Source organism: Flavobacterium panacagri, from assembly GCF_030378165.1.
GTDB lineage: Bacteria > Bacteroidota > Bacteroidia > Flavobacteriales > Flavobacteriaceae > Flavobacterium > Flavobacterium panacagri.
The window spans coordinates 1,007,320-1,025,699 of sequence record NZ_CP119766.1 but is presented as its reverse complement, the minus strand read 5'-3'; the positions used below and the strand labels follow the sequence as shown (position 1 = coordinate 1,025,699).

Genomic DNA, 18,380 nt, shown 5'->3' with positions numbered 1-18,380 from the left:
CTGATAGCCCGGTGGGATTGTATTTTATAAAAAAACACACCTGAATACTGTTTACCTTATTTCTTCTAAAAAAAGACACTCTAAATCTGATTTCCAAAACAGATTATTTGCGATATCTAAGCCCAAAATAGTACAATAGTCAATTAATGTTTTTGAAGTCAATCGTTCTTTTATTTTTCTTTTATTATAATTTTCTGCATTTTCAAATTTTTCAAGTTTCCCTTTTTGAAAAAACTCCCATTTTCTGTCCCAAATAACACTTACAACACGTTCTTTATCTTTGAGATATTTATAGGACACAAACATGCATTTATAATCATCTTGAATCAATTCATCATTCATTATATAAAAAGTGATATGGTTGCATTTATAATTATGAGCCAGATAATTAGCAAGGGTTATCCAGCCATCTGAATAATTTGTGAACATTATTGTTTTATTCTCAACCAGCTTAGATTTAAAAAAAACGGCCTTTGCTACATGAGCACCTCCTTTTATTGGCTTTAGAAAATGTTCATTTTCGGTAGGAAATTTATCGAAATGAATTCTATATTCATCCTTGTAGGCTTCTAAAGTATTCCATTGACTAATGTTTTTAGACAGCGTTTCAAAACACTCGTCAAAAACAGTAAATACTGAAAAAGGATAATTTAACATAATTGATAGGTTTTTTAATCTTTAGGTTGTTTGGCAATAAATTGTAACACTTTCTCTTTAGCCAAAATTGCATCTCCAGAAATATTGCCATTTTTCAATTCTTTAATACCGAAATTTTTCTTTAGCAAATCTTGTACACAGGCAATGATGTTGATAATTACTTCGTTTGATGTTTCTTGTTTTAGTGCTTTATAATAACTTGAAAGTATTTTTTCTTTTAGTTTGGAATGGTTAAAGAAAATTTGCCTTAATGCCATTACACTGCAAACGCTCAATTCTGCATCAGGATTGTTGAGCATTTCGTTTTCTAAAATCGAAATGTCTTCGCTTTTTCCTAACCAGCCCATTACCAGTATGCCGTACTGTTTTTCTTTGAATGTATTTCCTTTTAAAAAATCAATCGCAATTGGCTTCACTTCCTTGCAGTTCATTGTACCTAATAAAAACAGCGACTCTGCTTTTAAGTCTGCATCTTTTTCTATTTGAATTTTACTGAACAAAAATTCCTTTCCAATTTCTGCATGTTTGTCAAAACAGCCTCTGAGGTCATAAAACAATCTTTTGTTTTCTTGATTTTTTAAGACACTGTAGTGAAATTCTAATGTTTCTAAATCATGCACGACTGAAATTTCATCTATCAAATCTTCAACTTTAACCTCATCATAACTTTTCTGCAATTCATGATAGAGGTTTTTTATTTCGTCTAAATTCATTTTCTCTGATTTTTAAGTAAACCTATATCTCACTTACATTACATATTTAGAATAAAATAAAAATGAAATGAAAAGCATTGTAATGATGTTTATTATACTTAAAACAATTCTATAGGTTTTTCGGCTATAGTTTTCAAAAATGAAATTCATCCAAAAACCTTGTTTTAGTGTTGGCGATGGCACAGTCCAATTCCAGTCGCGGATTAATCCATATTGATAGAGCAATAATACGCTCATTACGCCTACGTACATCCTAAGCGGATGCCCGTCGAAAAATTCTGAAAAAAAGAGTTTTAATTTGTCTGTAAATTCTAAAAAGGTTTCTCTCATAATTGTTATTTTTTTGATGCATTACGCAAATTTTTACTTTAAGCATTTCTTCCTCTTTTTGCGCCCGTTATTTTAATTATTTCTTCGATGGTGTGAGAGTAATGTTTTTTATTGGGGTAAAAATTTATTTGTTTTAAGCTTTTTAATTCGAGTAAAGGAGTCATATCTCCATCTTTACAATTCCAGAAATTTATTTTTTCTAACTCAGACATTGAAGAGATAAACTTTATGGAATCTAAATCATCAATAAATAGCTCTTTTATAGCATTATTTCCTTCTAAAAAAGAAAAATCTGACAACAGTTTACATTTCTCTATGTGTAATTTTTTCAATTTTAGTGAGGTTTTCAAGGCTTTAATATCTATAAGTTTACTACTATGGGTTATTTTTAAGCTTTCTAAATCTGATAAATTTTCTGCACCTTTTAGGTCTTTAATATTGCCACTAATACGAAACTCTTTTAATTGATTCAATCCCTTTAAAAAAAGGCAACTATCTTCTTTTGCTGAAGAAATCAATAAATCTTTTAGATGAGTTAACGAATTCAGATTCTTAACTTTTTTATCATCTTTTATGTAAAGACTTTCTAATTGATTCAAATAGGACAAGTCTATAAATACTGGTTGATTTAACTGAAGATGAATTAATTTTTTTAACGTATATAGACTTTCTACTGAAAGCGTTTTCCCAATTTTAAAATCATCATTTATTATTAGTCGATTAAGAAATAATCTATCTTGAAAAGAAGAAAAATCGATATCATATTTTTGACCTGAATTTTGATTTAAAGTTCTAATCCGAATAGCGTTAAACCCCAATTTCTCGGCATGTTGAATTCCTTCTGCTAAAAATTGAGGGTCAATTTCTAAATATCCAATTGTTTCGTTATAGTTATACTTTACCATTTTTCAGTTTTAATTTGTCTGTAAATTCTAAAAAGGTTTCTCTCATAACTGTTGTTTTAAACTGTGCTATTTTTTCGTTGCCAAACGATATAAGCTTCTCTTCCCAGCCAAAATTTTTCAGGATGTCCGCAAACAGGAAATGTAACTTTTAAGCCCATTAAAGGTTCAAAAGGCAAATTGCCTGTATAGACTTTTTCGGGGTTTATATTTCCAATGATTTTAAAATCGGCTTTATTGTTTCGAGTATAAACTCCTATGCAGATTTCGGTTCTCGAGAAAGGTTTTGGTTTCTTCTTTTGTTTCTCAAAAGTATATTCCCTCTCGAATTCTAACGGAACTAAATCTTCTATATTCAATTCTGAAAACTCAATTTCTTTTTGAAAAAGCAATGGTGTAACTGCAATATGGCATTGTGGAGAAAAATTTGGCGTTTTTTCCCGTTCAGAAAGTACAACTGCAATTCCCCAAAAGTCTTCTTCGGGATTTGTCAAAATAACATCGCCTTTGTTGAATAATTTAGTTTTTGCCATTTCTGTTATCAAAGTTTATATCCTTTTTGGATTGTTTATTTTTTTGATTGCTGATAATAATAAAAGGACAACAAGATGCTGAAAGCGTAAATAACCATAAACAAAAATGCATGTATGGTGCCTACCGAAACCTTGAAACCCAATATGTTTTTTGTTCCTTTTGGGCGAATGTTTTTCCCGAATACATACCGTTTTTTGAAATCGTACCGTATGATAAAGAAAAACAGCAGAAACAAAGCCACTGCCGAAACTACAACTCGATACTTTTCGGGAATAAGAAGAAACCATTGGTTTACGGTTTCTTTTAAATCCTGGGTAAATTGTTCTATATTTTTAGTTATTGCAGTCATTGCTGTAATGGGTTTATTTGTTATTCTTTCTACAATTTCCTTATCATTGTCTTTACGATACGCAAATAATACAACTGAGCAACACTATTATAATAGAGAGTGTTATTCCTAAAGATATTCTGACTGTTTTTCGTCCCCAAAGTTCCATTTGCCATTTAGTTTGTTATTGCCTTGAGGGTCAAGAAGCCAATCCCAGTCTAAAATGATTCCGATTAAGACAAATATCGCTACACCCAAAAGTATTGGATAAGCTAAGTTGGGGTTGTTCCTGATTTTTTCAAAATAATCTTCTATGTTCATGTTTCGAATTGTTTTACTGGTTGAGATGTTGAGTTTGGTTTCATAATGCTATCCTTGTTTTATACTAATCTTCCTTTTTTTATAGCTTCTCTTAAATCTGTTACTGTCAGCTCTTTTTTCTCTTTTTTATAAAAAAGACGGCTTATGAGCAAGCTTATGCCGTCTGTTTCGGAATTAAAATATGCGACAAAATCAAAATCGCTTATATCTACATTAAACTTGTTTGAAAAACGGGTTATAAATTCTTCTGCTTCGTCTCCATAAATCCCTAAATCTTTTTCAATTTTCCAATTGGGCGAAGTGTCCGTAATTGTTTTACCGGTTTCTTCCTTTAAAAATTGATAGAGTTTTATATTGTTATTCATTTCACTTTAATTCCTTCCTTCTAGCCACATGAGATGTATTTTCGATTTGTTGTTTATTTAATAGCCGAATCTGATAAACCTATTAAATGCAAAACGCAAAAAGAGCCGTGAAAGGCTCTTTTTGTATTAGAATAAGTTTTTAATAAACTTAAAAAGGGAGTAGGAAAGTTTACTTTTAATGTTTTGACAAAAGATTTTTTTAGCTATTCAATCTAACATAAACCTTATCTGAACTTCTGATAGTTCTTATTCCAATATTCTTCAATGAAATTCCATTTATCTGTATCATCTAAGACTGAATAAGGGAGTTTTTCTATCAATTTTAAATTGCTTTCATCATTCTTAAGTACTTTGGAAATTTGAATGCTTTGCGGTTCTTCTTCATCTTCACAACCTTTTCCATAGATATAGCCTAATTCAACGGTCTCAAAATTTTTGAAAGTAAACAGTTTGCTTGTCCAATTCATATCAGCGCAACCTGCCCGACTATAGCTATACCAATAATTCGAATTAGATTTTAGTCGAACATACTCACGGATACGTTCAAAACCTCTGGATTTTACAAAAGTATTCTTTAATGAATCATACAAATAAAGTTCATGTTCGCCTCTCTGTTCTCCACGAGAAAAAAGGATATCAAAATTACCATCATTATTAAAATCTATAAATTCCTGATTGTAAAGTCCCTCTTTTTCAATGTAGGTCTGAAAAATTTTTAAAGAGTTTTTCTTAACCATGACCAAAAGCGTATCACTATTTTCCAAATCAGGATCAATGGTTGTAACTTGGAATGAATGTCCTTTAGTAAATAAAGTGGTATCAGAGTTGAAATAACTTTCTGTCGCTGTAGTATCAGTTGGTGTTTTTGTTGCAACAACAGTATTATTTCTTTTACTACAAGAATTTAATACAGCTAGTACTGTAAGTATAAAGATGAATTTTGTTTTCATTTTTTGAATCTTTGATGCACTTGCTTAAAAAATCTCTAAATTTTATATTTTCAATTTTTTTTAAATTCCGATTTTGGCATTAATATTATGCTTTTCTGCGTATGCCTTTGCCTCATTCATCAATTTTGTAAACTTGGCATCTATGTCGTTTTGGGTTGAAGCGTCAAAATCGGCAATTGCTTTTTCAATTTGTTCAGGAGAGGCTTTTTCGTCTTTCATCTTCGCAATGGGCAGATAACCTTCTTTTTGTTTCGCGATTGCATAAGTAAACAAATCTTTTGATGCCTGAAGAAATTCTTTATTGTCATCGTCTTCGGCTATATCTTTAATAGTTTGAAATCGAGCTTCCAGATTGCTTATATCATACTTAAAGGCATCATAATAAGAAGAAGGAATCATCTTTTTCTGGCCTTCATCATAAATTTGTGGTTCCGATTGTAGTTTTTCATTTATCTCTTTACTGCCAAAACGAGACAACAGGTTTGCATTTAACGCTGCGATTTCAAAGGTTTTTTCTGGCGAAAGGTTGTTGCAAGAGCTAGAAACGAGTGCTGTCGCGATTAATACTAAAAATAGAGTTGTGGTATTTAAGATTTTTTTCATTTTTTGAGTTCGTTTATAATTTACACTTTTAAGATTTTACTTTTTCATCATCAAATTCTTCCGAAGCTAAAATGTCGGAATCGACAAGTTCTTTGAAATCTAATCTTTGATCTATTCAAAATAGGTCAAACTGTCTTTTGCATTATCAATAATATTTTGCGGATATGCTGTATTTAAAGAAATACTCTTCATTACGTCCAGATATTTTTGATGTTCGGCATTATTGTCATCGTTTATCAGACGATGTAATAAGCCCAAAGTATATTCTGTTGGTTTACGTTCAATAGATTGTAAAAGCAATTCTTCGTATCCGTTTTTATAATGATTTTCCATAAAACTGCCTAACGGGCCTGGCCCGCCATAATCTATATCCGGACTACGTTCAATAAGTTCAAAAATGGGTTCTATTGCATCGAAATTATCTTCCATCGCTTCCAATTCGTCACGTATTTCGTAAGCAGGATCTATAAATTCATATTTATCTCCCGTTTCGTATGCTTTTTGAATGTATTGTTCAAGATTGGTAATGATTGTTTTAATTTGGGTTGTCATATTTTATTATTTTATTCTTAATTCAGTATTTTCAACTCTTGTGCTATTTCATTTCGCCATAGCTCCATATCTTCATATTTTGCGTTGTATTCGTCTATCGAAAGATTTCTTAATTTGAATAACGCTTGGGCTTTACTAAAACCTATTTTATTGGCTACCAACTGGAATTTTTCAATGCTAATTTCATCATCAATATGATCATCAAAATATTCAATCATGATGTCCATAAGCAGTAATTCCCAGTTATTTCCATAATCAATATAAATCTGATCACATTCCAGTTCAAATTTTATAATTTTTTGGGACTCATTATCATCAATAAGAACCCAAAAACTTTCTCCTGAACCGTAAATTGGAATAATTCTTTTTCCATTTAGAATGGTATAGTTCAATATCGTTGGTAAATAAAAATAAGCTCCTTCTGCATCTTGCACACGATAGGCTAGTTCAGGAATCTTTCCTATGTTTTCTATAAATTCTTTTGGAAACCCAAAGTTCAAAAGCGCATTTTTACGGTTTTCTTTAGAAATAATTTGAGTCATAGAATGATTATTAGGTTTTTATTGCATTGAACTTGTCAGAAAACACAAAAGATTACCCTTTCAGAATTTTACTTTTTTCCGCATCAAATTCCTCTGAAGTCAAAATTCCCGCATCTAAAAGCTCTTTTAAGTCTAGTAAAGCTTTCTTTTTTGCTTCCATGGCATTTCCAGCATCCGCTTTTGGTTCTTCAGCTTTAGAAGTTTGAATTGGCGTGATAGTTGTTCCTGAAGGAGCATATTTCAAGATCAGTTCTGTAATTTCATTAAAACCTTTTACATTCGAATAATCAATTGCTTTTTGTTCCTTAACGTTTACGATTGAGGCATCAGCTTTATTGTCAAGAAGATATTTTACTACATCTTTCTTTCCGTTTGCGGCGCTGTAATGCAAAGGTGTATTTCCAGATTCGTCCTGGATATTAATATTCGCTCCGGCTTCAATAAGTAATTTAACCATGCTGAGGTTTCCTTTCTTGGTGGCAACATGAAGCAGACTTTCTCCGCCGTAAGTATAACTGCTGTTTAATGTAAAACTGGATTCATTCGAAATATTAGAGGCGCTTACCACCCAATCCAAATAATCATTCATAGACGAAGTGTCTCCAGCGACAGGTTTGCTGTAATTTATATCCACGCCATTTTCTAAAAACAAGGCCACAATTTCCTTTTGATTGTTCGCGCAGGCGTACCAAATTGGAGAATAACCGTTGTTGTTTGACGTAAATACATCGGCACCTCTTTCGACCAATAATTTGGCCAGCATTCGGTTGGTTTCATAACAGGCGATCAAAAGAGCGTTTTCGCCAGCATGATTGACATGATTCACATTGGAACCGTTGTCCAAAAGTAAAGTGACCATCGGAATCGATTTAGTATAACAAGCATAAAGCAATGGTGTGTTGCCTTGTTTGTCGGTCACATTAATGTCTGCACCTTTGTCTAAAAGCAATTGGATGATCTCTCGGTTTAATCTTGCCGAAGCCAGTAATAATGGTGTCTCTCCGTTGTTGTTCAGTAGATTAACGTCAATTTCTGCTTCAAGCAACTTTGTTGCAATTTCGATTTGAGCCGTCTGTACCGTCAAGTGTAACAGGCTGTTACCGTTTTTATCATTGATTTCGATTTTGGCTCCGTTATCCAAAAGATGCAAAGCAGTTTGTTTTTGTTTTTGAAGACAAGCAAAGAACAAAGGCGTTTCTCCTGCATGATCTTCATAATCAATATCGGCACCGTCTTCAACTAATATTTTTACAATATCCAGATAACCTCTGTGTGCGGCATAATGAAGAGCGGTTCTTCCTTTTTCGTCGGTATATTTTACATCTACTTCTTTGTTTTGAAGTAACAATTCAGCTATTTTTCGGTTGCCGTTTTCACAGGCAAGTATAAATGACATTGACATAGAATCTTCGTTTTATATAAATTAAATTAGTTGGGTATAATATTTAAACACATAGAAACATAGTTTATTGAAGCTAAAAAAGGCGTTTCACTTGTTTAAATGCACATAGTTTAGCTATGTGTTAGAAACTAGTTTCTTTCTAACTTCTTTTATTCACAAACAAAATCTATGTTTCTATGTGTTTAAATTGTTTTTTTATTTAAAACAGTGTATAAGTTTAAGCTTTCATTAAAAGCTCAACAGTTTTTATTTTCAAATTATCTCCCGAAGCAAGCGTAAGGGCAGTTTCATCCTTATCGTTTGTAATATCTTTATCTGCGCCATTCTCCAAAAGCAGTTTTACTTTTCTGTAAATTTCTTTGGCAGCTTCTGCATCATAATTTACATTGAAAGCACAGACTTTGTGTAAAATGGTATTTCCCTGATTATCCTGTTCGTTAACATCAATTGATCCGCTGTCTAATGCTGATTTTAGGATGCCCGACTTTTTCTCGGCAATATAATCGATACCCGATTTTGGATTTCCGTAATAAGTAGCACAGTGATTTAAGTCGGCGCCATCTGATAACAATCGTTGTAAAGAATTCAAATCATATTCAGAATCAGACATCATTCGGATAAATTCAGTTAGTAAAGTTCTTCCGTCTTTATTGATGCTGTTGAAATCAGCAGATGATGATTCGGCTAAAAGCTCATACATCGGAATCGAAAACTGCTCGCCAACAGCATAATAAAAAGAACTGTTTTCCTGATTGTCTTTTTCATTTGGATCTGCTCCATTTTCTAACAACATCGGAATGTATTCTTTTTTATGCCTTTTAATGGCATACATCAATGGCGTTGTACCAACTACATTTTTATCATTGATATCGACTCCGTTTTCAAGAAGGGTTTTAATATACGCTGTGCCTTTTTCAGCATTCAAAGAATAATTATTCACGATTTTATGAATCAGATTTTCTTGTGAATTGCTTTTGTAGTTGGCATTACAGCCGAAATCTTCTATTAAAATTTTAATGACTTCCGGAACAGCTTCTTTTTCGATACAATATCCCAATAAAGTCTGATCGCTGATTTCGTCGTTAACATTGTCGACTTTTGACATGATTTCTTTGAAGAAAGAAAGAGATTCCTCATCATTTTTGATATTTCTGGAAAGAGGATTGAATATCGATTTATCAAAACTGTCCAGTTCGTAGATGTCAGTTTCAATAAAACCAGCTTTAATCAATCTTTCAATGAAATCAATTTCTTTGGCTTCAATAATTTTGGCGGCGATTTGAGAAAAATTATTTTGAAGGTATTGTCCGTTAAAATTTTCTCCGTTATTTAGGCATTCTCTGGCCTCGTCAAATTTTCCCTGAAAAAGGAAATTTTCAATCTGGTTTGTCTGCATTTGAAATATATTTAAAAATGATGATAAATTTTGATAGCGGTTTACTTTGTAATTATTGACTTCGCAAACCATGCTGTAAGATAAAACATAAAATTCGTAAATATATTTCAGGATAAAAATTAAAAAAGACCATTTACAACATAAAACTTACAGAATAGGGTTTTTTAGAAAAAAATAGAGCTTTACGTGTTTTTCGAGAAACGAATTTTTTTTTATTCCCCATAAGTTTGAGCTTCAATTTTATTCAAATCCTCAATCATGATTTGGTAATTTTCATGATTCTGAACCTGATTTAGAAAGCGAAGAGAAGACAATGTTTTTTCTTTTACATCTTCCATAATAAATCCGTTTACTTTTAGGTTTGTAAAGCCAATTGCGACAATTGTATTGTGGTCATGAACTAAAAAATGTAAGTTTTCATTATCTCGCTTTTCATCATAATCATAACTTTCGATATTAATTTCATCAATAAGTTGAATCAGATAAAAATTGTTTGAATCGTCATTTTGCAGAAATTTTTCAGCTTCCATCATGGCATCAAAACCGGCATCATTCCCAAAAGGGGAATAGAAGTCACTAATGCTATAATAGAAATCAGATTTAAAGTAATCATTGAAAGACGGATGCACAGTTTCTTGATTTAGACTAATTTCTGTATCATAATAATACTGTTTTACGTACTTCGTAATATCTTCCCATTGATTGAAATCGGGAAGACGAGCTTCGAAGTAATGTCTGAAAATTTCCAAACAATCCGATTTTGAAACTCCTTCAACTCCATATTGCGAAAAATCATTCGCATATTCTAATCGTATTTCAAGTGTAAACTTGTTTTTATCTGTGAGTATTGCTTGTAAATAAATAGCGTTATCAATAGCAGGAGTGTTGTTGATGATGATGAAATCGTCTGTCTTCTTGCATTTATTCAATTCATTCTCAATGGTATCAAAATTTTTAACGCTGGTTTCTTTTTCGTTTCGGTTTGTGATTATTGAAAATTTCATGTTTTGAATTTATAGTTAAAAATTATTCTAAAGTTAAATCGATTCTGATTGTTTTTCCAAACGAAAGCTCAAATAGTGGTTTTTTTATGGAATATTTTTTGAGTTAAAAATGAAAAAAAGAATGATTTCGGACAAAAAAAGACCTTTTTTTTATTTAACAACCCTTTAGAATTAATCTATAAATAGCCAAATAAAAAAAATACTATCTTTACCGATCAAACGTTTATGAACTTAAGCTGCATTCTGGCAGCACTACATATATAATTATGGCATGTACAAGTTGTTCAACCTCAGATGGTGGTGCACCAAAAGGTTGTAAAAATAATGGGACTTGCGGCACCGATAGCTGCAATAAATTGACGGTTTTTGACTGGCTTTCGAACATGAGTCCGTCTAATGGAGAGGCGATTTTTGATTGTGTTGAGGTTCGTTTTAAAAACGGACGTAAGGAATTCTTTAGAAATTCAGAGAAATTAACTTTAAGCATTGGCGATATTGTGGCAACTGTTGCATCGCCAGGACATGATATTGGAATTGTTACTTTGACAGGAGAATTGGTTAAAATTCAAATGAAGAAAAAAGGAGTTAATCCGGATAGTAATGAAGTTCCAAAAATTTACAGAAAAGCATCTCAAAAAGATATCGATATCTGGTCTGTAGCCCGCGATCGTGAGGAACCAATGAAAGTTCGCGCACGTGAATTGGCGATTCAGCATAAATTGGAAATGAAAATTTCGGATATCGAATTTCAGGGAGACGGATCAAAAGCAACGTTTTACTACACAGCAAACGATCGTGTCGATTTTAGAATGCTGATTAAAGATTTTGCTAAAGAATTCAGCACCAGAGTTGAAATGAAACAAGTTGGTTTCCGTCAGGAAGCAGCTCGTTTAGGTGGCGTTGGTTCTTGCGGACGCGAACTTTGCTGTTCTACTTGGCTGACTGATTTTAGAAGTGTAAATACTTCTGCAGCTCGTTATCAGCAGTTATCATTGAATCCACAGAAATTGGCGGGTCAATGTGGGAAATTGAAATGCTGTCTGAACTATGAGTTAGATACTTACATGGATGCATTGAAGGATTTTCCAGATTATGATACTAAACTGATTACGGAAAAAGGAGATGCTGTTTGTCAAAAACAAGATATTTTTAAAGGATTAATGTGGTTTGCTTACACCAATAATTTTGCAAACTGGCATGTTTTAAAAATTGATCAGGTAAAAGAAATTATTGCAGAAAATAAGCAGAAAAACAAAGTTTCATCTTTAGAAGATTTTGCTGTTGAGGTAGTTGCAGAACCTGAAAAAGATTTCAATAATGCAATGGGACAAGAGAGTTTGACTCGTTTTGACCAGCCAAAAAGAAAGAAAAAACCAAACCGCAAACGCAAACAAAATGCGGAAACGGCTGGTGTTGCAGCTCCAGTAAAACCACAGCAGGAAAAAAACACGAATAATAACGCTAAACCTGCAGGAAATAGCAATCCGAATGGGAATCCAAACAAGCAGAATAAGCCTAATAATCCCAACAAGCAGAATCATAAGAACAAGCAAAATCCGAATAAACAAAATAATTCGAACAAGCAGAATTCAAATGAAAACAAGTCTGCTGAACCTAGAAAACCAATAACGAATACTAAAAATGAGAATAAAAAATAGCGGAATTCTTCTTTTGGCAGCTATTCTTCTTTTTTCTTGTGATAAAAAGAGGGTATTTGATGAGTATAAATCTGTTGGAAGTGCTTGGCACAAAGACAGTGTTGTAACCTTTAATCTGCCAGTTTTAGATTCTACAAAAAAATATAATTTGTTTGTAAACATACGAGATAACAACAATTATCCGTTTAATAATTTATTTTTGATTGTTGCGATCGAAGCGCCAAGCGGATTTACAAAAGTGGATACCTTAGAATACCAAATGGCTGAACCAGACGGAACATTATTAGGAAATGGATTTTCAGACATAAAAGAGAGTAAACTTTATTACAAAGAAGACGTAAAATTTAGAGGAAAATATCAAGTTCACATCAAACAAGCCGTTAGAAAATCAGGCAAAATTGCTGGTGTTGAAGCTTTAGAAGGAATTACAGACGTTGGTTTTAGAATAGAACAAAAAGATTAGAAAATAGGTATGGCTACTAAAAAAAACAATCAATCCAAAAGCGTTAAGGATATTAATTATTATAAAAAGAAATTCTGGAGAGTTTTTGCCTACTCAATGTTAGGCCTTTTAGCTTTCTTTTTATTTGCCTCTTGGGGGTTATTTGGATCAATGCCTTCTTTTGAAGATTTAGAAAATCCAGATTCAAACCTTGCGACAGAAATTATTTCTTCTGACGGAGTAGTGTTGGGTAAATACTTCAAAACAAATAGATCGCAGCTTAAATATTCTGATTTGCCTAAAAATCTTGTAGAAGCACTTGTAGCTACTGAAGATGCACGTTTTTATGAACATTCAGGAATTGACGGGCGAGGAACTTTAAGAGCTGTCTTTAGTTTAGGAACAAACGGAGGAGCAAGTACGCTAACACAACAGTTAGCTAAACAATTGTTTCATGGTGAAGGGTCTAAGTTTTTGCCTTTCAGGATTGTACAGAAAATAAAAGAATGGATTATAGCCATTCGTCTGGAAAGACAATATACCAAAAATGAAATTCTGGCGATGTACTGTAATGTTTACGATTTTGGAAATTACTCTGTTGGAGTAAGTTCGGCAGCACAGACTTATTTTTCTAAAGAGCCAAAAGATTTAACTGTTGACGAATCGGCTATTTTGGTTGGAATGTTCAAGAATTCTGGTTTATACAATCCAGTTCGCAATCCGCAGGGAGTTAAAAACCGTCGTAATGTCGTTTTATCTCAGATGGCAAAGGCCAAAATGATTTCAGAATCAGAAAAAGAAAAATATCAAGCACTTCCAATTACTTTAAAATTTAAGTTAGAAAGCCACCGTGAAGGTATCGCTACTTATTTTAGAGAATATCTTCGTGATTACATGAAGAAATGGGTGGCAGAAAACAAAAAACCTGATGGATCTGATTATGATATTTACAAAGATGGACTTAAAATCTACACTACAATAGATTCTAGAATGCAGTCTTACGCAGAAGAAGCTGTTGCAGCACACATGAAAAACCTGCAACAACAGTTTTTTATTGAACAGAAAACCAATAAAAATGCTCCTTTCGTAAACATCACACAGGCAGAAACAGACCGAATCATGATGCAGGCAATGAAAAACTCAGTTCGTTGGGCTCAGATGAAAGAAATGGATAAAAGTGAAGATGATATTATTGCTTCTTTTAAAATAAAAACAAAAATGCGCGTTTTTACTTGGAAAGGAGAAAGAGACACGACTATGACTCCGCTGGATTCTATTCGTTATTACAAGCACTTTTTGCAATCTGGTTTGATGTCAATGGAACCTCAGACTGGAGCAATTAAAGCCTGGGTAGGTGGTATTAACTATAAATATTTCCAATACGATCACGTTGGACAAGGAGCTAGGCAAGTAGGTTCTACGTTTAAACCTTTTGTTTATGCAACCGCTATTGAAGAATTGAATATGTCTCCTTGTGATTCTATTTTAGATGGGCCATTTATGATTCATAAAGGACGTCATCATGTTACAGCTGATTGGGAACCAAGAAACTCTGATTACAGATACAGAGGAATGGTTACTTTAAAACAGGCTCTAGCGGCTTCTATTAATACAGTTTCTGCTAAATTAATTGACAGAACAAGCCCAGAAGCGGTTGTTGAACTGACTAAAAAATTGGGAGTAAAAACAGAAATCCCTGTACAGCCTTCAATTGCCTTAGGAGCGGTTGATATTACAGTTGAAGATATGGTTGCGGCGTATAGTACATTCGCAAACCAAGGAGTTTACGTAAAACCACAGTTTTTAAGCCGAATTGAGAACAAAAGCGGTGAGGTTATTTATGAGCCTATTCCAGAGTCTCATGATGTTTTAAATAAAGATATTGCCTTTGCTGTAATCAAGTTGCTTCAAGGAGTAACAGAAAGTGGTTCTGGTGTGCGTTTACGTACTCAGGGCGGCGGAAGCGGAGATAATCGTTGGACAGGTTATCCATACATGTTTACAAATCCTATTGCGGGTAAAACAGGTACAACGCAAAATCAATCTGATGGTTGGTTCATGGGAATGGTTCCTAATCTAGTTACAGGAGTTTGGGTTGGATGTGAAGATCGTTCAGCTCGTTTCAAAAGTTTGACATACGGACAGGGAGCAACTGCGGCGTTACCAGTTTGGGGGTATTATATGAAAAAGTGCTACGCTGATAAAGATCTTCAGATTTCTAAAGCAGAATTTGAGCGCCCAGCAAACCTATCCATAAAAGTTGACTGTTATCAAAGACCAGTGATTGTAAAAGATACTACAGACACAGAACAAAATACAGATGAATTTGCATTGTAACAACGTTGCAATAATAATCAACTAGTTAAATATCATCCCTTTACTGCTCTTTTAAGAAAGTTAGTAAAGGGATTTTTATTTGGGTTTTATTTTTACGAAATCGTTATAATTTAATCTAAAAATCTTATTTTTATCAAAAAATATACAGTAATAAAGACGGTTTGTTATGATAACAAAAAAAGTAAATAACGTTCAGGATGCTATTAACGGAATTGAAAGTGGCATGACCATCATGTTTGGCGGTTTCGGATTGTGTGGTATTCCTGAAAATACAATTGCAGCTTTAGTAAATACCTCTATTTCTGATTTGACTTGTATTTCAAACAATGCAGGTGTTGATGATTTCGGATTAGGATTATTATTGCAAAAGAAGCAGATTAAGAAAATGATTTCTTCTTATGTGGGAGAAAATGCAGAATTTGAGCGTCAAATGCTTTCAGGAGAATTAGAAGTTGAGTTGACTCCACAAGGAACTTTAGCAGAACGCTGTCGTGCGGCACAGGCAGGAATTCCAGCTTTCTTTACGCCGGCAGGTTACGGAACTGAAGTTGCCGAAGGAAAAGAAGCTCGAGAATTCAACGGGAAAATGCATATCATGGAAGAAGCCTTCAAAGCAGATTTTGCTATTGTAAAAGCTTGGAAAGGTGATGAAGCAGGAAATTTAATCTTCAAAGGAACTGCCAGAAACTTTAATGCTTGTATGGCGGGCGCAGGAAAAATTACCATTGCTGAAGTTGAAGAATTAGTTCCAGTAGGTTCATTAGATCCAAATCAAATTCATATTCCGGGAATTATGGTACAGCGTATCTTTCAGGGAGAGAAATTTGAAAAGAGAATTGAACAGCGAACAGTTAGAAAAAAGGTATAATTGTATAGGTATATGTTTTGATAATATGGTAATTAAATAGTGTTATTTAAAGTATAATCTAACCATAAAATAACTTTTGATTCATTAAAAAATGATAAAAAACCTTTTTTGTTGCTTAATGCTTTCTTTTATTTCATTGAAAAGTGCTGCTCAAACAAATGAACTTCGTCAAGAACTCAAACAGATTATTGCGAATAAAAATGCTACTGTTGGAGTTTCAATAAAAAACATTGAAGATAAAGATACTTTAAGCATTAATGGAAATTTGAAAATGCCTTTAATGAGTGTTTTTAAATTTCATATTGCACTGGCTGTTTTAAATAAAGTGGATGAAGGAAAGCTTTCGTTAACTCAGGATATCTTCATAAAAAAGAAAGATTTACATGAAAATACTTGGAGTCCGATGATGGAAGATTATCCAAACGGAAATGTAAATCTGACTTTAGACAAATTACTTAGATATACCGTTTCGCACAGTGATAATAACGGATGCGATATTTTAATTAATTTGGTTGGAGGAACTAAAGAAGTTCAGAAATTTATAAATAAGCAGGGAATCAAAGACTTTGTCATTAAAGTGAATGAAGAACAGATGAAAACTTGGGAAAAACTTTATATAAATACAACAACTCCTTTGGCAACAACAGAATTGCTGGAGAAATTCTATAAAGGAGAGATTCTGAAAGAAACAACAACAAAGTATTTGTATCAAATCATGATAGAAACTTCAAGAGGATTAACGTGGATGAAAGCAGGACTTCCTGAAGGAACAGAATTAGCGCATAGAACTGGAATTTCAGGTACAAATGATCATAATTTGAGAGTTGCTATGAACGATGTTGGTATTGTAAAACTTCCAAGTGAAAAACATCTCATTGTTTCTGTTTATTTAAAAGAAATTACAGAAAAGAGAGAAGACACAGAGAAAATAATCGCAGATATAACCAAGGCAACTTGGAATTATTTTGCAAAAAAGAATTAGAGAATTAGGATGATCAAATCAATTATCTAATTATAAAATTGACTAATTAACACATTTGAGATATGTTAACAAAAGAAGATATAGCAAAACGAATTGCAAAGGAAGTTAAAGACCGATATTTTGTGAATCTGGGTATTGGAATTCCAACATTGGTGGCCAATTATGTTAGAGAAGATATTGCAGTTGAATTTCAAAGTGAAAACGGCGTTCTCGGAATGGGGCCTTTTCCGTTTGAAGGAGAAGAAGACGCCGATATTATTAATGCAGGAAAACAAACTATAACAACATTGCCGGGAGCAAGTTTCTTTGATTCGGCGTTTAGTTTTGGAATGATCCGAAGCCAAAAAGTAGATTTGACGATTCTAGGCGCAATGGAAGTTTCTGAAAATGGCGATATCGCCAACTGGAAAATTCCAGGTAAAATGGTAAAAGGAATGGGAGGCGCAATGGATTTAGTAGCTTCCGCTGAAAATATAATCGTTGCCATGATGCATGTAAACAAAGCAGGAGAGTCCAAAATCTTAAAAAGATGTACTTTGCCATTAACGGGCGTAGGATGCGTTAAAAAAGTCGTAACAGAGCTTGCGGTTCTCGAAGTAACAGAAAAAGGTTTTAAGCTCTTAGAACGAGCGCCAGGTATCTCAGTCGAGCACATCATCGCTTCAACCGAAGCTGATTTGATTATTGAAGGAGAAATTCCTGAGATGGTAATCTAGATTTTTTAACCGCAAGGTACGCTAAGATTTACGAAGGACACACAAAACAGGTATTATGTAATGTTATGGTCTCGCAAATACGCAGAGTCACAAAGTAAAAAAATAAAAAAACGCTCAAACGAGCGTTTTTTTATTTTTCGTTGTTGAGATTTTAAAAAACATCTTTGCGTCTTTGCGAGATTAAAAAATCTTGCGTGCTTTGCGTAAATCTTAGCGTACCTTGCGGTTAAACAACAAAATATTATAAATTAAAAGAAGCTCCTAAACTAAAAGTAGCTTGATTATTCAAATGATAGAAAGGATCATTGTTTGAACCATATTTTGCAATTGGAAACCCAATTTCTGTGAAAACACCAAATCCTTCGGTAAAGAAATAACGACCACCAACATGTCCGCCAAAGTTATGTAAACCTAAGCTTAATCCAGGATAAACGTCTAACTGCTGCACACCAATTACACTAGATAAGTTGGCATTGATTCTTGCTTTTGCATCAAAGCGATCGCCGAAATCTGGTTCTGCGTTGTAATAAGTATTCGTGCTGCCGTTATAAAAACCGTTAAAATTGTCAAATCCTAATATGTAGTTCGCAACAAAACCAAAAGAGAAGTTTTCTCCTAAACCAAAATCAACAGATCCCTGAATTCCAGAACCACCATCTTGTAAATTAGCACCAACGTTTACTTTAATATCGCCTTTACCGCTAAACGCTTGCTGCGCATTAATAAATCCGAATGAAACTAAAAACAAGAGTGTAATAACCTTTTTCATAAATTTTAA

Annotated in this window: 22 protein-coding genes; 6 read left to right on the top strand and 16 right to left on the bottom strand. The window is 33.2% G+C overall.

Annotation, left to right across the window (positions count from 1 at the left end; all coding sequences use genetic code 11):
* Nucleotides 1–51 precede the first annotated feature (51 nt).
* The 15 genes from P2W65_RS04695 to P2W65_RS04625 form a co-directional block, all read right to left on the bottom strand.
* Complete coding sequence (locus P2W65_RS04695; protein ID WP_289663815.1) at nt 52–657, bottom strand: hypothetical protein; 606 nt, start codon at nt 655–657, stop codon at nt 52–54.
* A gap of 14 nt (nt 658–671) precedes the next feature.
* Nucleotides 672–1,370, bottom strand: a complete 699-nt coding sequence (locus P2W65_RS04690; protein WP_289663814.1) for a hypothetical protein — start codon at nt 1,368–1,370, stop codon at nt 672–674.
* 33 nt (nt 1,371–1,403) lie between these two features.
* The gene (locus tag P2W65_RS04685; protein ID WP_289663813.1) at nt 1,404–1,700 is read right to left on the bottom strand and encodes an immunity 17 family protein; all 297 of its coding nucleotides are present in this window, start codon (nt 1,698–1,700) and stop codon (nt 1,404–1,406) included.
* Nucleotides 1,701–1,738: 38 nt separating this feature from the next.
* Nucleotides 1,739–2,605: a leucine-rich repeat domain-containing protein gene (locus P2W65_RS04680; RefSeq protein ID WP_289663812.1), complete on the bottom strand. Its 867-nt coding sequence runs from the start codon at nt 2,603–2,605 to the stop codon at nt 1,739–1,741.
* 56 nt (nt 2,606–2,661) lie between these two features.
* Nucleotides 2,662–3,135 carry a hypothetical protein gene (locus tag P2W65_RS04675; protein WP_289663811.1) on the bottom strand — a complete coding sequence of 158 codons (474 nt, stop codon included), beginning with the start codon at nt 3,133–3,135 and terminating at the stop codon, nt 2,662–2,664.
* 35 nt (nt 3,136–3,170) lie between these two features.
* Nucleotides 3,171–3,485, bottom strand: coding sequence for a hypothetical protein (locus tag P2W65_RS04670; protein ID WP_289663810.1), 315 nt, complete (start codon nt 3,483–3,485; stop codon nt 3,171–3,173).
* A gap of 108 nt (nt 3,486–3,593) precedes the next feature.
* Entirely contained in the window at nt 3,594–3,785 is a 192-nt protein-coding gene (locus P2W65_RS04665) for an Imm17 family immunity protein (protein ID WP_289663809.1), read from the bottom strand.
* Nucleotides 3,786–3,844: 59 nt separating this feature from the next.
* On the bottom strand, nt 3,845–4,150 hold the full coding sequence (locus P2W65_RS04660) for a DUF1493 family protein (protein ID WP_289663808.1): 306 nt from the start codon (nt 4,148–4,150) through the stop codon (nt 3,845–3,847).
* Between the two features lie 224 nt (nt 4,151–4,374).
* Nucleotides 4,375–5,100: a hypothetical protein gene (locus P2W65_RS04655; protein WP_289663807.1), complete on the bottom strand. Its 726-nt coding sequence runs from the start codon at nt 5,098–5,100 to the stop codon at nt 4,375–4,377.
* A 60-nt stretch (nt 5,101–5,160) separates the two neighbouring features.
* Nucleotides 5,161–5,703 carry a hypothetical protein gene (locus tag P2W65_RS04650; protein WP_289663806.1) on the bottom strand — a complete coding sequence of 181 codons (543 nt, stop codon included), beginning with the start codon at nt 5,701–5,703 and terminating at the stop codon, nt 5,161–5,163.
* 111 nt (nt 5,704–5,814) lie between these two features.
* Nucleotides 5,815–6,255: a hypothetical protein gene (locus P2W65_RS04645; protein ID WP_289663805.1), complete on the bottom strand. Its 441-nt coding sequence runs from the start codon at nt 6,253–6,255 to the stop codon at nt 5,815–5,817.
* 17 nt (nt 6,256–6,272) lie between these two features.
* Entirely contained in the window at nt 6,273–6,797 is a 525-nt protein-coding gene (locus P2W65_RS04640) for a hypothetical protein (RefSeq protein ID WP_289663804.1), read from the bottom strand.
* Nucleotides 6,798–6,849: 52 nt separating this feature from the next.
* Entirely contained in the window at nt 6,850–8,199 is a 1,350-nt protein-coding gene (locus tag P2W65_RS04635; protein WP_289663803.1) for an ankyrin repeat domain-containing protein, read from the bottom strand.
* Between the two features lie 217 nt (nt 8,200–8,416).
* Entirely contained in the window at nt 8,417–9,595 is a 1,179-nt protein-coding gene (locus P2W65_RS04630; RefSeq protein WP_289663802.1) for an ankyrin repeat domain-containing protein, read from the bottom strand.
* A gap of 212 nt (nt 9,596–9,807) precedes the next feature.
* Complete coding sequence (locus P2W65_RS04625) at nt 9,808–10,599, bottom strand: hypothetical protein (protein WP_289663801.1); 792 nt, start codon at nt 10,597–10,599, stop codon at nt 9,808–9,810.
* Nucleotides 10,600–10,865: 266 nt separating this feature from the next.
* On the opposite strand from P2W65_RS04625, the gene P2W65_RS04620 reads away from it, so the two are divergent.
* The 6 genes from P2W65_RS04620 (at nt 10,866) to P2W65_RS04595 (ending at nt 17,602) form a co-directional block, all read left to right on the top strand.
* The gene (locus P2W65_RS04620) at nt 10,866–12,257 is read left to right on the top strand and encodes a PSP1 domain-containing protein (protein WP_289663800.1); all 1,392 of its coding nucleotides are present in this window, start codon (nt 10,866–10,868) and stop codon (nt 12,255–12,257) included.
* Nucleotides 12,241–12,720, top strand: a complete 480-nt coding sequence (locus tag P2W65_RS04615) for a gliding motility lipoprotein GldH (protein WP_289663799.1) — start codon at nt 12,241–12,243, stop codon at nt 12,718–12,720. The genes P2W65_RS04620 and P2W65_RS04615 overlap by 17 nt, the downstream gene beginning before the upstream one ends.
* 9 nt (nt 12,721–12,729) lie before the next feature.
* On the top strand, nt 12,730–15,036 hold the full coding sequence (locus tag P2W65_RS04610) for a penicillin-binding protein 1A (RefSeq protein ID WP_289663798.1): 2,307 nt from the start codon (nt 12,730–12,732) through the stop codon (nt 15,034–15,036).
* A gap of 166 nt (nt 15,037–15,202) precedes the next feature.
* On the top strand, nt 15,203–15,904 hold the full coding sequence (locus P2W65_RS04605) for a CoA transferase subunit A (protein ID WP_289663797.1): 702 nt from the start codon (nt 15,203–15,205) through the stop codon (nt 15,902–15,904).
* Nucleotides 15,905–15,995: 91 nt separating this feature from the next.
* Nucleotides 15,996–16,886, top strand: a complete 891-nt coding sequence (bla, locus tag P2W65_RS04600; RefSeq protein WP_289663796.1) for a class A beta-lactamase, subclass A2 — start codon at nt 15,996–15,998, stop codon at nt 16,884–16,886.
* 62 nt (nt 16,887–16,948) lie between these two features.
* Nucleotides 16,949–17,602, top strand: coding sequence for a CoA transferase subunit B (locus P2W65_RS04595; RefSeq protein WP_289663794.1), 654 nt, complete (start codon nt 16,949–16,951; stop codon nt 17,600–17,602).
* A gap of 241 nt (nt 17,603–17,843) precedes the next feature.
* On the opposite strand, the gene P2W65_RS04590 is transcribed toward P2W65_RS04595, so the two are convergent.
* Complete coding sequence (locus P2W65_RS04590) at nt 17,844–18,371, bottom strand: DUF6646 family protein (protein WP_289663792.1); 528 nt, start codon at nt 18,369–18,371, stop codon at nt 17,844–17,846.
* Nucleotides 18,372–18,380: the final 9 nt, after the last annotated feature.

Coding starts and splice junctions, on each gene's coding strand:
- P2W65_RS04680 (WP_289663812.1), bottom strand. CDS start 2,605: ATGGTAAAGTATAACTATAACGAAACAATTGGATATTTAGAAATTGAC.
- P2W65_RS04635 (WP_289663803.1), bottom strand. CDS start 8,199: ATGTCAATGTCATTTATACTTGCCTGTGAAAACGGCAACCGAAAAATA.
- P2W65_RS04630 (WP_289663802.1), bottom strand. CDS start 9,595: ATGCAGACAAACCAGATTGAAAATTTCCTTTTTCAGGGAAAATTTGAC.
- P2W65_RS04695 (WP_289663815.1), bottom strand. CDS start 657: ATGTTAAATTATCCTTTTTCAGTATTTACTGTTTTTGACGAGTGTTTT.
- P2W65_RS04640 (WP_289663804.1), bottom strand. CDS start 6,797: ATGACTCAAATTATTTCTAAAGAAAACCGTAAAAATGCGCTTTTGAAC.
- P2W65_RS04675 (WP_289663811.1), bottom strand. CDS start 3,135: ATGGCAAAAACTAAATTATTCAACAAAGGCGATGTTATTTTGACAAAT.
- P2W65_RS04610 (WP_289663798.1), top strand. CDS start 12,730: ATGGCTACTAAAAAAAACAATCAATCCAAAAGCGTTAAGGATATTAAT.
- P2W65_RS04615 (WP_289663799.1), top strand. CDS start 12,241: ATGAGAATAAAAAATAGCGGAATTCTTCTTTTGGCAGCTATTCTTCTT.
- P2W65_RS04625 (WP_289663801.1), bottom strand. CDS start 10,599: ATGAAATTTTCAATAATCACAAACCGAAACGAAAAAGAAACCAGCGTT.
- P2W65_RS04660 (WP_289663808.1), bottom strand. CDS start 4,150: ATGAATAACAATATAAAACTCTATCAATTTTTAAAGGAAGAAACCGGT.
- P2W65_RS04690 (WP_289663814.1), bottom strand. CDS start 1,370: ATGAATTTAGACGAAATAAAAAACCTCTATCATGAATTGCAGAAAAGT.
- bla (WP_289663796.1), top strand. CDS start 15,996: ATGATAAAAAACCTTTTTTGTTGCTTAATGCTTTCTTTTATTTCATTG.
- P2W65_RS04685 (WP_289663813.1), bottom strand. CDS start 1,700: ATGAGAGAAACCTTTTTAGAATTTACAGACAAATTAAAACTCTTTTTT.
- P2W65_RS04670 (WP_289663810.1), bottom strand. CDS start 3,485: ATGACTGCAATAACTAAAAATATAGAACAATTTACCCAGGATTTAAAA.
- P2W65_RS04620 (WP_289663800.1), top strand. CDS start 10,866: ATGGCATGTACAAGTTGTTCAACCTCAGATGGTGGTGCACCAAAAGGT.
- P2W65_RS04655 (WP_289663807.1), bottom strand. CDS start 5,100: ATGAAAACAAAATTCATCTTTATACTTACAGTACTAGCTGTATTAAAT.
- P2W65_RS04665 (WP_289663809.1), bottom strand. CDS start 3,785: ATGAACATAGAAGATTATTTTGAAAAAATCAGGAACAACCCCAACTTA.
- P2W65_RS04650 (WP_289663806.1), bottom strand. CDS start 5,703: ATGAAAAAAATCTTAAATACCACAACTCTATTTTTAGTATTAATCGCG.
- P2W65_RS04595 (WP_289663794.1), top strand. CDS start 16,949: ATGTTAACAAAAGAAGATATAGCAAAACGAATTGCAAAGGAAGTTAAA.
- P2W65_RS04590 (WP_289663792.1), bottom strand. CDS start 18,371: ATGAAAAAGGTTATTACACTCTTGTTTTTAGTTTCATTCGGATTTATT.
- P2W65_RS04645 (WP_289663805.1), bottom strand. CDS start 6,255: ATGACAACCCAAATTAAAACAATCATTACCAATCTTGAACAATACATT.
- P2W65_RS04605 (WP_289663797.1), top strand. CDS start 15,203: ATGATAACAAAAAAAGTAAATAACGTTCAGGATGCTATTAACGGAATT.